The organism is Parabacteroides sp. (assembly GCF_977054455.1).
The window spans coordinates 28,469-45,764 of the sequence record NZ_CDRTCT010000023.1; the positions used below are offsets into that span (position 1 = coordinate 28,469).

12 protein-coding genes are annotated in these 17,296 nt (G+C 36.1%); 11 read left to right on the plus strand and 1 reads right to left on the minus strand.

What is annotated here, in order from left to right; genetic code table 11:
• The first annotated feature begins 19 nt into the window (after positions 1–19).
• The 3 genes from ACW6QF_RS12575 to ACW6QF_RS12585 all read left to right on the plus strand — a co-directional run bounded on the left by ACW6QF_RS12575 (position 20) and on the right by ACW6QF_RS12585 (position 3,590).
• Positions 20–1,342 carry a Gfo/Idh/MocA family protein gene (locus tag ACW6QF_RS12575; protein ID WP_456088084.1) on the plus strand — a complete coding sequence of 441 codons (1,323 nt, stop codon included), beginning with the start codon at positions 20–22 and terminating at the stop codon, positions 1,340–1,342.
• A 7-nt stretch (positions 1,343–1,349) separates the two neighbouring features.
• Positions 1,350–2,270, plus strand: a complete 921-nt coding sequence (locus tag ACW6QF_RS12580; RefSeq protein ID WP_456088085.1) for a sugar phosphate isomerase/epimerase family protein — start codon at positions 1,350–1,352, stop codon at positions 2,268–2,270.
• A gap of 84 nt (positions 2,271–2,354) precedes the next feature.
• Positions 2,355–3,590: a 3-keto-disaccharide hydrolase gene (locus tag ACW6QF_RS12585; RefSeq protein ID WP_456088124.1), complete on the plus strand. Its 1,236-nt coding sequence runs from the start codon at positions 2,355–2,357 to the stop codon at positions 3,588–3,590.
• Between the two features lie 144 nt (positions 3,591–3,734).
• On the opposite strand, the gene ACW6QF_RS12590 is transcribed toward ACW6QF_RS12585, so the two are convergent.
• Positions 3,735–4,640: an MBL fold metallo-hydrolase gene (locus tag ACW6QF_RS12590; RefSeq protein ID WP_456088086.1), complete on the minus strand. Its 906-nt coding sequence runs from the start codon at positions 4,638–4,640 to the stop codon at positions 3,735–3,737.
• A gap of 465 nt (positions 4,641–5,105) precedes the next feature.
• Here ACW6QF_RS12590 and ACW6QF_RS12595 point away from each other — a divergent pair, with 465 nt between their 5' ends.
• From ACW6QF_RS12595 to ACW6QF_RS12630, 8 genes are all read left to right on the plus strand, one after another.
• Positions 5,106–5,249, plus strand: a complete 144-nt coding sequence (locus ACW6QF_RS12595) for a hypothetical protein (protein ID WP_456088087.1) — start codon at positions 5,106–5,108, stop codon at positions 5,247–5,249.
• Positions 5,250–5,483: 234 nt separating this feature from the next.
• Positions 5,484–6,035 carry an RNA polymerase sigma-70 factor gene (locus tag ACW6QF_RS12600; protein WP_456088088.1) on the plus strand — a complete coding sequence of 184 codons (552 nt, stop codon included), beginning with the start codon at positions 5,484–5,486 and terminating at the stop codon, positions 6,033–6,035.
• A gap of 56 nt (positions 6,036–6,091) precedes the next feature.
• On the plus strand, positions 6,092–7,138 hold the full coding sequence (locus ACW6QF_RS12605; protein ID WP_456088089.1) for a FecR family protein: 1,047 nt from the start codon (positions 6,092–6,094) through the stop codon (positions 7,136–7,138).
• Between the two features lie 184 nt (positions 7,139–7,322).
• Positions 7,323–10,703, plus strand: coding sequence for a TonB-dependent receptor (locus tag ACW6QF_RS12610; RefSeq protein WP_456088090.1), 3,381 nt, complete (start codon positions 7,323–7,325; stop codon positions 10,701–10,703).
• A 16-nt stretch (positions 10,704–10,719) separates the two neighbouring features.
• A complete protein-coding gene (locus ACW6QF_RS12615) occupies positions 10,720–12,231 on the plus strand; it encodes a RagB/SusD family nutrient uptake outer membrane protein (RefSeq protein WP_456088091.1) in 1,512 nt (503 codons plus the stop codon).
• Positions 12,232–12,246: 15 nt separating this feature from the next.
• Positions 12,247–14,577, plus strand: a complete 2,331-nt coding sequence (locus ACW6QF_RS12620) for a glucuronyl esterase domain-containing protein (protein ID WP_456088092.1) — start codon at positions 12,247–12,249, stop codon at positions 14,575–14,577.
• 15 nt (positions 14,578–14,592) lie between these two features.
• Positions 14,593–15,933, plus strand: a complete 1,341-nt coding sequence (locus ACW6QF_RS12625; RefSeq protein WP_456088093.1) for a Gfo/Idh/MocA family protein — start codon at positions 14,593–14,595, stop codon at positions 15,931–15,933.
• A gap of 27 nt (positions 15,934–15,960) precedes the next feature.
• Positions 15,961–17,295 carry a sugar MFS transporter gene (locus ACW6QF_RS12630; RefSeq protein ID WP_456088094.1) on the plus strand — a complete coding sequence of 445 codons (1,335 nt, stop codon included), beginning with the start codon at positions 15,961–15,963 and terminating at the stop codon, positions 17,293–17,295.
• Position 17,296: the final 1 nt, after the last annotated feature.

The following is a 17,296-nucleotide window of genomic DNA, read 5'->3' on the forward strand; positions in this document are numbered from 1 at the left end:
CAATTAAATTCTTTACGTTATGAAATTTTCAAGAAGAAACTTTATAAAAGCAGCAAGTGTTGCGACAATCGGTAGTATGATACCTACAGGTAATATAATTTCAGCAGAGCCTGCTCGCTCTTTAAACAGCGATACTTTAAGAATCGGTTTGATTGGTTGTGGTGGACGTGGAAGTGGCGCAGCTGAAGAGGCCTTGAATGCTGATCCTAACGTTACATTGGTTGCGATGGCCGATGCCTTTAGTGATCAATTAGATGCATCTTATAAAAGATTGAAAGAAAAATATCCGCAGAAAGTACAGGTGTCTGCTAATATGAAGTTTGTCGGTTTGGATGCTTATCAAAAGCTTATTGATTCGGATGTGGATGTGGTATTGTTGGCTGCACCTCCTGCATTTCGTCCGGCTCATTTGGAATATGCCGTAAATGCGGGAAAGCATATTTTTTGTGAAAAACCTTTTGCAGTGGATGGGCCAGGATTAAGGAGAGTGATTATGGCTGCCCAAAAAGCAAAAGAAAAAAACATATCATTAGTTTCAGGCTTTTGCTGGCGATATCATTTACCTAAAAGAGAGACTTTTGAGAGAATATTAAATGGGCAAATCGGGGAAGTCCTGACAGCGGAAGCTACTTATAATACCGGAGAACTTTGGTTTAAGGAGCGTCAAAGTGGTTGGTCTGATATGGAATATAAACTTCGTAATTGGTTATATTATAACTGGTTGTCAGGAGACCATATCATTGAACAAGCTATTCATAGTTTGGACATGTTACAGTGGGGTATGGGGGATGCATTGCCTGTAAGTGTAACTGGATCTGGCGGAAGGCAGAAAAGAACAGATAAAAAATTCGGGAATGTTTATGATCATTTTGCCGTTACCTATGAATATTCAAATGGTGCAAAGGCTTATTTTTCTTGTAGACAACAAAATGGTACATCTCCTACTTACGGAGTTGAATTTATTGGAAAAGAAGGGGAGTGCATAATTGACTGCCGTACCGGTGTACATGAAATAAAAGGCGCTCATCCTTGGAAATATAATGACGAAACCAAATTTACGGATGAAAATGCCTACAAAAAAACAAAGTCAAGAGGAATGTATCAACAAGAACATGATGAGTTGTTTGCCTCTATCCGGAATAATAATCCGATAAATGATGGCGAATGGATGACCAGATCCAATTTAGTCGCATTAGCTGGAAGAATGGCTGCTTATACAGGACAGACTATATCGTGTGAGCAAGCACTTTGTTCGATGGATACTTTCTTCCCGGATCCGATATCTTGGGAAACAAAATATGATTTGCCCATAGCAATTCCTGGTATAACACTTTTTAAATAAGAAAATTATGGAAAGAAGAAATTTCTTAAAGTCTGCGACTCTTTTGACGGGTTTATCGGTCGTGCCGGGAGTTGTTACAGCTTCTATGTCTGATTTTCAACAGATGGATAAAAAAAAGATCAAAAAAGGTCTTGGTTTTGGAATGATCGGAGAAAAACTTCCTTTAGTGGATAAGTTTAAACTGGTGAAAGATGCCGGATTTGACGGGATAGAATTTAATAGCCCTCTCGAATTTTCTGTAGCCGAATTAATCGAGGCAAAAGAAAAGACAGGTATCGAACTGCCAAGCACTGTCAATAAAGACCATTGGTCTAAACCTCTCTCTCACCCGGATGAAAGTGTCAGACTGGCATGTATCAATTCTGTAACAAAGTCCTTGGAGGAAACCAATGCGCTTGGTGGAGATACTGTTTTGGTCGTGCCGGGTGTCGTTAACGAAAATATTCCTTATGAACAGGCCTATAATACGGCATTGGCTTCTATTAGAATGTTGATTCCTGCTGTTGAACGTACTGGAATTAAGATTGGACTTGAAAATGTATGGAGTAATTTTATTTTAAGCCCGGTGGAAGCTCGGCGATTTGTTGATGATATAAATCATCCTTTGATCGGTTGGTATTTTGATATAGGTAACATTTTACGTTATGGTTGGCCAGAACAGTGGATTACGACATTGAATGATAGAATCGTTAAGTTACATGTCAAGGAGTTCAGCCGTGATATTATGAATACAAAAGGATTAAGAGATGGTTTTAATGTCGAATTATTGGAAGGAGATAATAACTGGCCTCTTGTAATGAAAGCAGTGAATGACATCGGATATAAAGGTGGATGGATTACGGCTGAAGTTGGGGGCGGTGACAGGAAACATTTGAAGAAAATATCAGAGCAAATGGATAAGATACTTTCTTATTTGCCTAATTCTTAGATAGTGGGAATATTTAAATATTGATTGAAAATGAAATATTATAAATTGTTTAAACAGAATATTTTTGCATGGACCTTACCGCTTATGGCGGTAAGTGTCTTGCTATCCTGCAATCAAGTTCATCATAATATTTTGACAAGCCAGGAAGAGAAAGACGGATGGGTTTTGTTGTTTGATGGTAAGACTCTGGATGGTTGGCGGGATTATAATGGAGCATCCTTGACTGAACCTTGGCATGTTGTTGACGGATGCATACAAGCAAAAGGAACAGGTAGCGATGGAAGTGGATATATAGTCACAGATAAAGAATATGAAAATTTTGAGTTGGTGTGGGATTGGAAACTTTCAAAAGGAGGAAATAGTGGCATGTTATATCATGTCGTAGAAAGGCCTCAATTTAAAGTTCCTTATGTTACAGGGCCTGAATATCAGCTGATCGATGAGCCTAATTTTTCGGAAAAACTTGAAGATTGGCAGAAAACGGGAGTGGATTATGCGATGTATCTACCGGATACCGCTGTGATGAAAATAAATCCTGCGGGGGAATGGAATACTTCAAAGATCGTTTTTGACAACGGTCATGTCGAGCATTGGCTTAATGGAGTAAAAATTCTTGCATTCGAAGCTTGGACTGACGATTGGTTTGCCCGTAAAAATAGTGGAAAATGGTCTCATGCTCCTGAATATGGATTATCCAGAAAAGGTTTGATTTGTCTGCAAGATCATGGTTATCCTGCGTCTTTTCGTAACATAAAATTGAAAGAACTTCCTCGTAAAAGTGAAGATGTATTACTGTATAATGGCAAAGATATCGAGGGATGGCAGACATATGGTACGGAGCTATGGTATGTAAAAGATGGTTTATTGGTCTGTGAAAGTGGACCTGATAAGAAGTATGGTTATCTTGCTACAAATAAATATTATGATGATTTTGATCTTACTTTAGAATTTAAGCAGGAAGCCAATGGGAATTCAGGAGTTTTCATTCGTTCTATAGTTGATGAAGATGCTACGGTAGAGGGATGGCAGGTTGAAGTCGCTCCTAAGGGACATGATACTGGAGGCATATATGAATCCTATGGTCGTGGATGGCTTGTTCAGATACCGGATGAAAAAGAGAGTATTCTAAAAGAGCATGATTGGAACCTTATGCGTATCAAGATCCAGGGAGATAATGTGACTACTTGGCTCAATGGGGAGGAAATGGTCAATATCAAAGACGAACGAATTGGTAAAGGAAAGGGGCGGATTGCCCTTCAAATCCATGATGGAGGAGGTATAAAAGTTTTATGGCGAAATATTAGGTTAAAAACTCTATAGGTTTTCGTAGAAACTTAGTCATTTAATCCAAATTAAATGACAGTCCTTTGTATAAAAGACTTACATATTTGAAAATGAAACTTATAAATTGTATTTTTGAATATGTAAGTCTTTTTGATGTATAACCAAGAATATTTTGAAGCATTATGTTTGAGAAGATGGATCAAAATGGTTCGGATAAAATATAACTTCAAGCCCGTCGTAAGCAGCACGGAGTGGTGCGGGAAGATGAGTGTCCAGGTCTGCTTGTGTACCGTGTAGGGTACGGGCAAGGTGAGTGATATACACAGGTTGTCCTGCTGGAGGAAGGTAACGTTTTGTTTCTTTCAGGACTCGGACGGTACGTTCAACTAAAGCTACACTGGAATGAGTGAAAAGTCGAAAATCTGCTTCACAATTCATCCCCATAGTTGCTTCCATAATCAGAGCAGTGATAGGACTCCCTTTTTGATGTGCATCAATTCCGCTTATACGGGTTGCTAAGGCCGGGATTCCTCCGGTATCAGTCGCATAGAGTAAACGTGTATTCTGTTTTTCTATAAGATAGATCAGTGCTTGTTCCGTGATGTATTCTGTTGCGTGATTGGCTGGAAGAGGGGTGATGGCTAAGTTTTCAATCTTGATCTGCTGCCCTGTGTAAACAGGTGTGATTAAAGGGGAGGGCATATTTAATGCTTTCGCGGCTTGATCAAAATCAACTTTAGCTATATCATACCAAGTCTGGCTTAAATATACTCGTTTGACACCTGCTTTAAGAGCGGCTGTCGGATTATAATGGTCATTATGTGAATGTGTATAAAAAATAATATCAGGATGGCAATCTACAGGCAACATATCTTCAGTTGTCGGGGTGAAATCAATGAGAATATGCCTGTCGACAAGGATGCTTGTCAAACGCCGTAATTCTCCGCGTTCGTCCCGCCCGTTCCAATCTGCTGCACCAGTCCCTAAAAAACGAATAGCAATACCTTTTTCTGACTTTGCGTTGGTATGATTTATCCCTAAACTGTTGTGGCTTACTGTTAATAGTGATGTGGCAGCTAATTTCATAAACATCCGTCTTCTCATGGCTAACTGATAAATTGTTATATACAAAAATAATCTTTTTTATTGTTATAACCTTGATTTTTATAGAAATAAACTTGACATATACTTGTTTGCCGAGAATTGCTTGTTACAGGATAAAATAATTACAATAACCCATTTTTTCCTAATATTCTATTTTACCTGAAATCTCGGTTTGTTTTTATCTTACTTTTTGCTCTGGTTCCGACACTCAGGATTGACTGTAGATGTTGTGGGGTTGGCATATCATCCGGATATCGGCTCCGTTTTGCCTGTCAAAACGGATAAAACGCAACAATATGATAAACCTCAACTGCCGGAGAATCGGATATTTGCGGGCAAGGTCGGGGCGCAGATCATTTATGGAAAAAGTATTTCCCCGCCTTCCCGCTGTGAGGTGCGCAGAAATTTTTCAGGACGACCGTCTTCGTTGCCGTGAGCACCTGGTTCATGGGTAACGACGACCGTCTTCATGGCGATGAAGTCCCTTGTCATGGCGACGACGACCGTCTTTGTGGCGATAAACGGCAAATAGATGGAGAAAAGCTCGTTTTGTCCAAGAAAAAGCAATGTCTGAATTTATTCTATCATTAAGTCATTCTAATGTTAAATAAACCTTTAATTACAATAAGGGGTGGAGATAAGATGCCAATTGGCTCATGTGACAATATGCCAATTGAGAGGAATTTGCTTCACTCGACACAAGGTAAACTTTCTTCTTTCAAGCGTTAAAAAGCCATCTCTAAATAAAAATATAACTTTCCCGTAAGTAGTTTTTCCGGATAAATCGTCTATACTTGTAGAAACGTTTCTTTGTTAGCATGTGTTATGGATAGACCGAAGGAGGATGATCGAGAGTTGATTCAGTTCAAGGAGCTATATAAATCAAATGCTCCAATGCTGATTTTCTATGCTGGAAAGTATGTAAATGCTATTACTGCAGAAGATTTGGTGCAGGATGTGTTTCTTAAAGTCTGGCAAAAGAAGACTTTTTTGTTTTTGAAAGAAGGGATTAAAACTTATTTGTATCGCTCCGTTCAGCATGCCTGTCTGGATTACCTGAAACATCAGGAGGTAAAAGGTGATTATATTAATGCCGTCACGACCAAATTAAAAATAGAAGAGATATATTACAATGACGATCCGCAATCTTTGTTTGCGGAAGACGAGCGTCTGGAGCTTATCTATAAAGAGATGGATAAGTTGCCGGAGAAATGTCGTGAAATCTTTACAATGTCCTATCTGGAAGAACGAAAAACTTCGGAAATAGCTGTACTGCTCAATATTTCCACCCGTACGGTGGAGGCACAACTTTATAAGGCATTGAAGATTTTGCGGAGCGTTTTACTCAGTTGTTTGATTTTTCTTCCAAATTTTTGAGAATTGCGTAAGTAGATCTGAAGAGATAATCGTGTATAATATAAACGAACATCAGAATGTCTGAAAAATATAACATAGAAGAATTAATAATCCGTTTCCTGCAACAGGATATAAATGAAGAAGAACTTCGTTACCTGGAGTCCTGGCTGGAAGAAGATGCGGAACATAAATCTTATTTCTTTGGGCTGAAGGGTATCTCGGATTCCAGTCGACGTTCTTTTTTCTCGAAGGAAGAGGTGAATGAGGCCAGTTGGCAAAAAATGCTTGCTCGCATAGATAAACACCAAGAGAAGGATTTTTCTCTTGGTAAATCACGAGTTCGTGATTTATGGATTTCATATGTAAAATATGCAGCTATTATAATTTTTGCAATTGGCGCCGGTTGGGGAATTCATGAGTTTTGGAACAGCAGCTCTTCCTATTCGGCAGAGGAGAAAATTGTGTATAATGAGATACACGTTCCTAAAGGCGGACGTACGAATACGATAATTCTTTCTGACGGTACAAAAGTAATCTTGAATGCAGCTACAATATTTAAATATCCTGTTAATTTTAATGGAGAAAAACGTCAGGTATATTTAAGTGGTGAAGCCTATTTTGAAGTGGCGAAGAATAAAGAAAAGCCCTTCATCGTAAAACTGGACAATCAGGAAATAACGGTTTTAGGAACAACATTCAATGTCCAGGCTTATAAAAACGACACTCATAGTTCCGTAACATTATTAAGTGGGCAAATAGGACTGGAGGCATTCAATGAGTTTAATGAATCGACAGGATATATATTGATGAAACCGAACCAGTATGCTCTGACGGATAATAAGAGTGGATCGGTATTCGTATCTGATGTGGATGCTTCTCTTGAAAATGCTTGGTTAGATGGTGTATATAAATTTAAGGATGAATCTTTGTTGTCTATTGCCAAGCGTTTGGAGAATTATTATGATGTTCATATTCATTTGAATGATTCCCGTTTGGAAAAAATCCGATATACAGGGACATTTTCGTTGGAACAGGACATTATGGATGTACTGCGTATTATCGATTATGAAAAACAGTTTGTTTTCAGACGAGTGAAAAAAGATATTTATATAACAAACAAATAAATTGTTAAACCTTTAAAAACATAATTGCCTATGCACACGGTTTCAGTCTAAAAAAATAGAATCGGAAAATGGTTGCGACATTTCCCGATTCAAGAGTCATTTTTAATTAGTTAACCGCTCTCTTTCGCTCTTATCTGGAAAACGCTGCGAACGAGACAATTTAATAATAAAAACATCCAAATGTATGAAAAAAGAACGAGATGACAGTCGATTGCTGTCACTAAAAATTACACGTATTATGAAAATCACGGCAATACTTATTTTGGCGGGTATTATTCAGGTGTCTGCAGTAACGTACGCACAGGAGCGTCGTATTTCTGTTGAAGTGGAAAACGGGACATTTTATGATGTTGTTTCACAAATAGAAAAGCAGTCTGAATTTATGTTTTTCTATAAAAGTGAGGAAATTGATAATAACCAACGTTTTAATTTGACTGCAACAAATAAGTTAGTTTCGGATATTCTTAGTGAGATTACCAAAAATAATAATCTGACTTATAAAATTGTAGATAAGCATATTATTATTACGAAAATTTATAATCAGCCAGAAAGGCAATCAATAAGAAAAGTTACAGGTGTGATTACAGATGATAAAGGTGAACCGATTGTTGGAGCTAATGTTATAGAAAAAGGCTCTACGAATGGGACAATTACGAATGTAGATGGGAATTTTACTATTGATGTTTCAGAAGGAAGTATCTTATTAATTTCTTATGTAGGATATGATACTTATGAAATGAAAGTAACTGCTAAGACTTCTTATAATATTGTTTTAAAAGAAGACTCTGAAGCGTTGGACGAAGTTGTCGTTGTAGGATATGGTACGATGAAGAAAAAAGAATTGACAGGATCGGTAAGCTCTTTGAAAGCCGGTGATATCGTTAAAGTTGCTTCGAACTCGTTTACTAATGCAATACAAGGTAAAATTCCTGGTGTACAAATAACTCAAGGCAGTGGGGCTCCGGGTGCAGGAGGGTCAGTTCGAATCAGAGGTATTGGAACTACGAGTGGGAATGATCCTTTATATGTTGTTGATGGTATGCCAATAGGAGGAGGGAATATGTCTATTAGTGGAAGTGGAGATAATATTAGTGGATTATCCATTATCAACCCTAATGATATAGAATCTATAGAAGTTCTTAAAGATGCAGCAGCTGCGGCAATATATGGAGCTAGGGCTGCAAATGGTGTAATATTAATTACAACTAAAAGAGGTCATGAAGGATTGGCAAAGGTTAATTATAGTGGATATGTTGGAATGCAACAATTATGGAAGAAACCTGAATTTTTGAATGCTACAGAGTTTGCAACATTGGCTAATGAATTGTTTGCAAATTCAGGAATGGAACCGAATCCAGAGTTCGCAAATCCTTTATCATTAGGGAAAGGTACAGACTGGATAGATGCCATTTTTAGAACGGCTCTTACTCAGAATCATGATTTATCTGTTTCTGGTGGAAATAAAAATACTCAGGCTTCTTTATCTCTTGGTTTTTTGGATCAAGATGGTACGATGATAGAAACTTGGTATAAAAGATATACGGGACGTTTGACTGTGGATTTGAAAGCTAATGATCATTTGAAATTTGGTTCGACTTTGGCTTTTACCTATACACAAGCAAAAGGACAACAAAATAATGAATTGAGAGTAGGAATTTTCAATCTGGCCCAGCAAATGTATCCTCATTTGGGATTAGATGATGTTATTGATGGTTCTACGGCATATTATACATCGCAAGCGGATAATCCTGTTCTTAGAGCAAAATCTATTGATAATAGAATGGAGAATATGAGAGTGTATGGTAATGCGTTTGGCGAGATTGAAATATTTAAAGGTTTGAAATTTCGTTCATCAATAGGTTTTGATATGTTTACTACGAAAAATACATCTTGGCAACCTAAAGTTCAAAGAGGTCATTATAGAAATCTACAAGCTACTTTGACAGATGCGGATAATAGGGGTGTTAATTGGCTGATAGAGAATACTCTTTCCTATTCTGGCGTTTTTGGAGATCATCGAATAAATGCGTTGATCGGTCAAACTGCTCAGAAGAATAGATCAGATAATTTATCTTCTACTGGTAAAGATTATATTAATGAAACAATTCAGGTTATCAATGGTAGTAAATTTAGTGAAAGAACGTCTTATGGTTCTAAATCAGAGTATGCATTAGCTTCTTATTTGGGACGTATAAATTATTCATTCAAAGATCGATATTTACTTTCTGCAAGTTTAAGACGTGATGGATCTTCTAATTTTGGTCCTAAAAATAAATGGGGTGTTTTTCCTTCGGCATCAATAGGTTGGAATATTTCAGAAGAAGAATTTATGAAGCAGCTCAAATTCTTATATTCTTTAAAATTGCGTGCAAGTTGGGGACAATTGGGAAATGACAATATTGGTTCGTTTGGATATTTCAGTACAATAAGAATTGGAAATAATGCTGATAATTATATTTTAGGATCAGGGCAGAATTTGGTTGTAGGTTCGTCTATTCTTAAACCGGGAAATCCAGATCTAAAGTGGGAAGCGAGTGAACAATTAAATTTTGGTATTGATGCTTCTATTTTTAATGGACATGTTACAGCTAGTGTGGATTATTATATAAAAAAAACAAAAGATATGCTAGTTGCTCTTCCTGTATCCTATGAAGCTGGATTTCAAACAGCTCCTTCAATTAATGGAGGAACCATTGAAAATAAGGGGATTGAATTAGCGTTAGGGTATAATGGTAGTATAGGTGATTTTAGTTGGGGAGTTTCGGGAAATATATCAACACTGAGTAATAAGGTTATAAGTCTTGGAGTTGGGTTACCAATAGCAGGTAGTAGTGTTTCTAATTATATTTCGTTGCCTGCTACTTATACGGAAGTTGGTGAAGAAGTTGGTTATTTTAAAGGATATATAGTGGATGGTATTTATCAAACAAATGAAGAGGTGAATTTAAGTTATCAACCTAATGCAAAAGCTGGTGATTTTAAATTTAGAGATGTAAATCACGATGGTGTTCTTTCTGATAAAGATAAGGTGAAAATAGGAAGTCCTTGGCCCAATTTCATGTACGGTGCAACGATTGATTTGCAATATAAAGATTTTGATCTAAATATTGCTTTATCTGGTGTAGCTGGAAATGAAATTTTCAATGCAAATAAAATAAATACTTATCCAATGAAATATTTTGGAGGTTCTGGAATAGTAAATGCTTCTAAAAATATTTTGAATCGTTGGACACCAGGTAGTGGGCGAAATGAAATACCTCGCCTAATATATAATGATGCAAATGGGAATTATGCTAATAGTTCTACTTTTTATATTGAGAATGGTAGTTATATGCGTGTAAAAAATGTAACATTAGGTTATACTATACCTAAAGATATAATTAATATGACTCGTGTGATATCGAACTGTAGAATTTATATAAGTGCGCAAAATTTATTTACTCTTACTGGCTATTCAGGTTTTGACCCAGAAGTGGGCTCATCTTCTCCTTTAAAGGCAGGAATTGATGATGGCGTTTATCCGGTTCCAAGAACATTTTTATTTGGATTGAATGTTAGTTTTTAATTATAAAATAAATAATATGAAATCGAAAATAAGTATATATATAGTATTTGTGACAATCTTTTTGAGTTCATGTGGAAATGATTTTTTGACATTGACACCTAAAGATACTGTAACTGAAAGTGGCTTTTTTATTACAGAAGAGGATGCTAATTCTGCATTAGCTGGTGTATATGCAACTTTACAAGATGAGGCTGCTTTTGCTAATGTTCGAAATGCTGCCGATATAGAATGGGCAATAACAGGGGATTTGTATGAGATGGATAGAAGTGCAAATAGAATAGAGCTACATTCTTTGCGTTTACCTGCAAATAATACAATATTAAGAGATGTTTATTCTCGTGCTTATATAGGGATAAGTAGAGCAAATGTTGTTTTGGATAGGATTCCTCAAATGAATATTGATCAGTCTGTAAAAGATTTAATACTTGGTCAAGCCTTATTTATACGTGGCCTTTATTATTATAATTTAGTCCATTTTTTTGGAGGGGTTCCTTTGGTTACGACAGAATTGACCGCTTCTGATGATTTACAAATGCCAAGAGCTACTGCAGATGAAATTTGGGATCAAGTTGAAAAAGATTTTTTAGCTGCTGCGGATATGTTGCCGGAAATTTGGGTTAATGATGCTGATTTGGGTCGGGCAACACGTACTGCTGCATGGGGATTTTTAGTAAAGGCCTACTTGTGGCGTGAAAAATGGGATGATGCAATTATTTATAGTGAGAAAATTATAAATACTGGTAGACATGCTTTGATTCAAACTGGATTTAGGGATATCTTTCGTGAAGAAAATGAAAATAATGAAGAAATATTATTTTCAACACAATTTAGTACCCAAACAGGGGAACAAAATAATTTGGTTGCCAGAACTGCTCCTCGTGGTGCACCATCTATTTATACAGGCCCTTCGGCATGGAGTAATTTTGTTCCAAATCATCAGTTGGTTGATGCTTTTGAGGTAAATGAAGATGGTTCTATAAAAGATGATAGATACAGCGTTATTATGGGGCCGGGTGAAATTCATCCGGAAAATGGTTATCAGCTCCCTGAAGTTCCTCCTGCAGGTATGACACGAACAGGATATATTGTTACAAAATATTGGTATATGCCTCCTGTGCAGGGTTCAGGTATAAATGCTCCTATTTTAAGATATTCGGAAGTTTTGTTGAATTATGCAGAAGCGTTGAATGAAAAAGGACAATCGCAAAAGGCTATGGAGTTGGTTAATCAGATTCGACTTAGAGCAAAGTTGGATGCAAAACCTGTTACTTTATCTAAAAGTCAAGTTTTAGATGCTATTTTTGATGAGAGAAGATTAGAATTTATTTGGGAACCAACAGGTTCATTTAATGATTTAAATAGAAGGGGACGTTTTTTGGATTTTATCAAAAAAAATAGATCTGATTATGGAGAATTGGAAGTAGATAAAAAACCGTGGTTGCATACAACTCCGATTTTATTTCCAATACCGGCTGATGCTTGGACAAAAAATAAAGCATTGGAGCAAAATCCATATTATACATTCTAACTAAAAGTGTAAAAGATGAATCCCGTAAACTTTATATATCAAATGATTATCCAACATTTTCGGCAGATTGTTTGTTTCTTAATTCTTTTATTTTGTATAGGAGAAATTTTTGCTCAATCTTCTGAAGAGAGACAGATAGAATATCTGGAAGAATCGTTACAAATTAATGAGCCCAAGGACCATCGGCATGCCATAAGTTTACGGGTTTCATTACAAGATAGTACTTGGATTGAATGGCAGAAAAGGACAGGTGAATTACCTCCTGATTTTTCTCAAATGAAATCAGATTTATATTTACCTGAACCATTGATATGGCAAGGTAAAGAAATACAAACGAAGGATGAGTGGATGCAAAAATCTAATTGGATAAAAAAAGAATATCAGTATTGGATAAGTGGACATCGTCCACCAGCTCCTAATAATATTCGAGTGGAAGTCCTTTCAGATTCATATGAAAATGATATACATATTCAGTTGATTTGTTTGTATTTTGGTCCCTCACATCAGGGCAAGATGAGGTTTGAACTTATGATACCACCAGGTGAAGGACCATTCCCCGTTTATATGACTCAGTGGAATCACCGGAGTTGGGCAGAATTGGCTTTAAAAAGAGGCTATATAACTTGTGTGTATGCAGGAAGTGATGATTTTGATGATACGGAAAGTTATCGAAGTCTATATCCTGACTATGACTTTACATGTCTAATGAGGCGTGCTTGGGGAGCATCACGAGTCATTGATTATTTAGTTACTAGAAAAGAGATTGATAATCAAAAAATTGCAATTGCAGGGCATTCTAGAAATGGAAAACAATCGTTATGGGCTGCAGCGTTTGACGAACGCATCTCTGCTGTGGTTTCGAGTAGTTGTGGAACGGGTGGGGTTACTCCTTTTCGTTTCTCTGACCCACAATACTGCACTCAGACAATTGATGATATTTGTTCTAATGCGGCTCATTGGTTTCAACCTCGTTTGCGGTTCTTTTTTGGAAGAGAAGATTACTTGCCTGTAGAACAAAATTTATTGTTATCTTTAATAGCACCTCGTTCATTATTGATACATTATTCGGTGATGGAGAGACAATTGAACCCTTGGGCGACAGAACAATGCTTTAAATCGGTTAAAAGTGTCTTTTCATTTTTGGGAGCTACTTCAAATATTGGAATTTTACCAAGATTTGGAGAGCATCCAGTAACCACTCGTGATTTAGAGAAATGTTTGGATTTTTTAGATATTCAATTTCATCGAAAAAAAGGAAAATGGAATAATAAATGTTATTATAGTTATAATTTTGAGGAATGGAAAGATATAAACAATAAGGTTGTAGTTTGTGATTCTGTGCAACCGGAATATCTTGCAAAACATGGAACATTTTTTTCTTTTGCAAAACAAAAGAAAAAAATATTGGGTAACTTGAAATGGTTGTTGGGTAAAAAACCAGTGAGTATTTGTGCTAATAATATTGGTTTTGTTTCAAAGGCAAGAATGGATTGGGTAGATAATATAATAGGTCGTCCAAAAATTGAAAATGCATTTAATCTGAATATTGGTCCTTATTATACAATGAATAATCATTTATCAGGTTATTTATATTGTTCTGATACAGTTTTACGTAAAAAAATTCCGGTTGTGATTTATTTACATCAATATGCACATGCTCATGGAAGTGCTTATGGATATAGTTCATTTAATACTCCTAACAATAAGGATTTATTTCAAAAACTGGTAGATAATGGTTTTGCTGTTTTGTCTATAGATATGATCGGTTTTGGAACAAGATTGGAAGAAGGAGCTTTATTTTATGAAAGGTATCCTGATTGGTCTTTAATGGGACAAATGATTGAAGATGTCATATCTTGTGTGGATGCAATTAAACATTTTTCTTTTTTGGATAAAAATAATGTTTTTGTATTGGGGAATGCTATAGGTGCTTCTGTAGGACTGATGTCTACTGCATTAGATGAGCGTATTTCTGGAATTGTGGCACTTTCTGGTTTTAGCCCTTGGCGTGATAAAGAACAGAATTATTCTTTATGTAATTATTCAAAGTATAATGGATTTTTGCCTTTATTAGGCTTTTGGCTGGATGATCCTTCTCGTATTCCTATTGATTTTCCTGAAATTATATCTACGATTGCACCTCGGCCTGTGATGTTAATTTGTCCTACAATGGATAAATATATGAATCGTAAATTAATTAATAAGGAATTTGTGAATATTGGATTATGTTATGAATTGTATGGTCTAAAAGACCGTTTAGTATTTTACCAACCAAAAGAAATAAATAGACTAACAGATTCAATGGTTGAAAAGGCAATCTCTTTTTTTAAAAAAAATATTCAATAATATAAATTTAATATTATGACAACGCGACGTGATTTTATAAAAAAAGTAACAGCAAGTACTGCTGCATTATCCTTTGGTGGTGTTTTAGAAGGTTTTAGTGCAAAAAGCTATAATAATATTGTAGGAGCGAATGAACGCATTAAAGTTGGGGCTATAGGAGTTAACTCAAGAGGTCGAGCTTTAGCTTGTAATTTTGCTAAACAAAAAAATTGTGAGATAGTAGGTGTATGTGATGTTGATTCTCGTGCTTTACAAAAATGTAAGAAGGCTGTTCTTAAGATAAGAGAAAACCCAATTGGGGAGTATAAAGACTTGCGCATGATGTTGGAGAATAAGAATATTGATGCAGTCCTTATAGCGACACCGGATCATTGGCATGCTCCTGCAGCATTGTTGGCTGTTAAGGCTGGAAAGCATGTATATTTGGAAAAACCCTGTAGTCATTCTCCTGAAGAAGGAGAAATACTGATTAAGGGAGCCCGAAAGTATAATCGTATAATGCAAATGGGAAACCAACGTCGTTCTTGGCCGAATGTGGTAGAAGCTATAGAAGAATTAAAGAATGGCATTATTGGTAATGTTTATTTTGGTAAAAGTTGGTATACGAACAATAGACCTTCAATTGGTATAGGGAAAAAAGTCCCTGTACCAGAATGGTTGGACTGGGATCTATGGCAAGGACCAGCACCACGTGTTACTTATAAGGATAATATCCATCCTTATAATTGGCATTGGTTTTGGAGATGGGGAACAGGGGAAGCTTTGAATAATGGAACCCATATGGTTGACATACTTCGGTGGGGAATGGAAGTGGAATACCCTACGATGGTAACTTCTGTCGGTGGAAGGTATAGATACAAAGATGATTGGGAAACTCCCGATACTCAGGTTATAAGTTATGAATTTGGTAATGGAAAGATGATGACTTGGGAAGGAAGAAGCTGCAATAGCCAAAATATTGAAGGTAGTTCTGTCGGGGCCATGTTTTATGGAGATAATGGAAGTTTACTAATAACGGGTTCTAATGCGTATACGGTTTATGATTTAAAAAATAAAATAGTAAAGGACGTTCAAAGTAATATTGCGATTGATCCCCGTAATTTAATGAATCCAGCCGAGCAGTTGGATGCATTACATATCCAGAACTTCTTTAATGCAATTAGAAAATCAGAACCGTTACATTCTGACATCACTTCTGGACATAAAAGCACATTATTGGTTCAGTTGGGTAATATAGCTCAGCGTGTTGGACATTCTTTAAACATAGATAATCAGAATGGGCGTATTATGTATGATAACGAGGCCATGAAATATTGGTCTAGATCATATGAACCTGGATGGGAAATGAAACTTTAATGATAATGTAAATAGAAGAGAATAAATATGTCTTTAAAAAATGCAACAGAACTTCATTCTAAGCGAACTATGTATATGGCAATAGCGATTGTCGGAATGATGTTTTTTATTTTTGGTTTCGTTTCATGGGTTAATGCCATTCTAATTCCTTATTTTCGAATAGCTTGCGAGTTGACCAATTTTCAATCTTATTTGGTTACGTTTGCATTTTATATCGCATATCTTGTAATGTCGATACCCGCTTCATTTGTTTTGAAGCGGGCCGGCTTCAAGAGGGGTATTATGTATGGTTTTTTTTGTATGGCGATAGGTGCGTTATTATTTGTCCCTGCAGCATTGAGCAGAACGTATTGGATCTTTTTGGCCGGTTTGTTTTCAATCGGAACAGGATTGACCATATTGCAAGCAGCAGCAAATCCTTATATTACTATTGTGGGACCTATAGAAAGTGCTGCAAAACGAATTAGCATAATGGGGGTTTGCAATAAGTTTGCGGGAATTATTGCTCCTTTGATATTTGCGGCTATTATATTGAAAGCGACGGATAGTATAGTGTTTGAACAATTAAATGCAGGTGTTTTTAGTGAAGAGGAAAAGAATATTGTTTTAGATAGTCTAATTCGAAGAGTAATATGGCCATATTCTATTTTGAGTATCTTTTTATTTGTTGTAGGTATTTTTATTCGCTATTCAGTATTACCTGAAATTAATCAAGAGGAAGAAAATAAAGAAGTTGATACAGATAAAGGAAAATCACATACTTCTATTTTACAATTTCCATATTTATTAATGGGAGCAATTGCAATGTTTCTCCATGTTGGGACGCAAGTGATAGCAATAGATACTATTATAGGTTATGCAAATTCAATGAAAATGGATTTATTAGAAGCAAAGGTTTTTCCGTCTTATACATTGACTGCGACTATTTGTGGGTATTTTTTAGGTATTTTATTGATTCCTAAATATCTTTCTCAAAAACGAGCTTTCCAGATATGCTGTATATTTGGTTTGATTTTTTCATTAGGAGTTGTTTTGTCAGATGTTGATTTAACATTGTTTGGACATGAAGCGAACCTTTCTATTTGGTCTCTCGTACTTTTAGGATTACCTAATTCTTTAATATATGCAGGCATCTGGCCTTTATCCATTCGCGGATTGGGACGGTTCACTAAGATAGGCTCCTCTTTATTGGTAATGGGTTTATGTGGAAATGCCATATTGCCTTTGATATATGGGTATTTTGCAGACTTATTTTCTGTTAAGCAGGCCTATTGGGTATTGGTTCCATGCTATTTGTATCTGATTTTTTTCGCTGTATATGGATATAAAATAGAAGCGTGGTCATTAATAAAAAAGAAATAGA

Coding starts and splice junctions, on each gene's coding strand:
- ACW6QF_RS12590 (WP_456088086.1), bottom strand. CDS start 4,640: ATGAAATTAGCTGCCACATCACTATTAACAGTAAGCCACAACAGTTTA.
- ACW6QF_RS12605 (WP_456088089.1), top strand. CDS start 6,092: ATGTCTGAAAAATATAACATAGAAGAATTAATAATCCGTTTCCTGCAA.
- ACW6QF_RS12600 (WP_456088088.1), top strand. CDS start 5,484: ATGGATAGACCGAAGGAGGATGATCGAGAGTTGATTCAGTTCAAGGAG.
- ACW6QF_RS12575 (WP_456088084.1), top strand. CDS start 20: ATGAAATTTTCAAGAAGAAACTTTATAAAAGCAGCAAGTGTTGCGACA.
- ACW6QF_RS12585 (WP_456088124.1), top strand. CDS start 2,355: ATGGCGGTAAGTGTCTTGCTATCCTGCAATCAAGTTCATCATAATATT.
- ACW6QF_RS12610 (WP_456088090.1), top strand. CDS start 7,323: ATGAAAAAAGAACGAGATGACAGTCGATTGCTGTCACTAAAAATTACA.
- ACW6QF_RS12630 (WP_456088094.1), top strand. CDS start 15,961: ATGTCTTTAAAAAATGCAACAGAACTTCATTCTAAGCGAACTATGTAT.
- ACW6QF_RS12595 (WP_456088087.1), top strand. CDS start 5,106: ATGGGTAACGACGACCGTCTTCATGGCGATGAAGTCCCTTGTCATGGC.
- ACW6QF_RS12625 (WP_456088093.1), top strand. CDS start 14,593: ATGACAACGCGACGTGATTTTATAAAAAAAGTAACAGCAAGTACTGCT.
- ACW6QF_RS12620 (WP_456088092.1), top strand. CDS start 12,247: ATGAATCCCGTAAACTTTATATATCAAATGATTATCCAACATTTTCGG.
- ACW6QF_RS12580 (WP_456088085.1), top strand. CDS start 1,350: ATGGAAAGAAGAAATTTCTTAAAGTCTGCGACTCTTTTGACGGGTTTA.
- ACW6QF_RS12615 (WP_456088091.1), top strand. CDS start 10,720: ATGAAATCGAAAATAAGTATATATATAGTATTTGTGACAATCTTTTTG.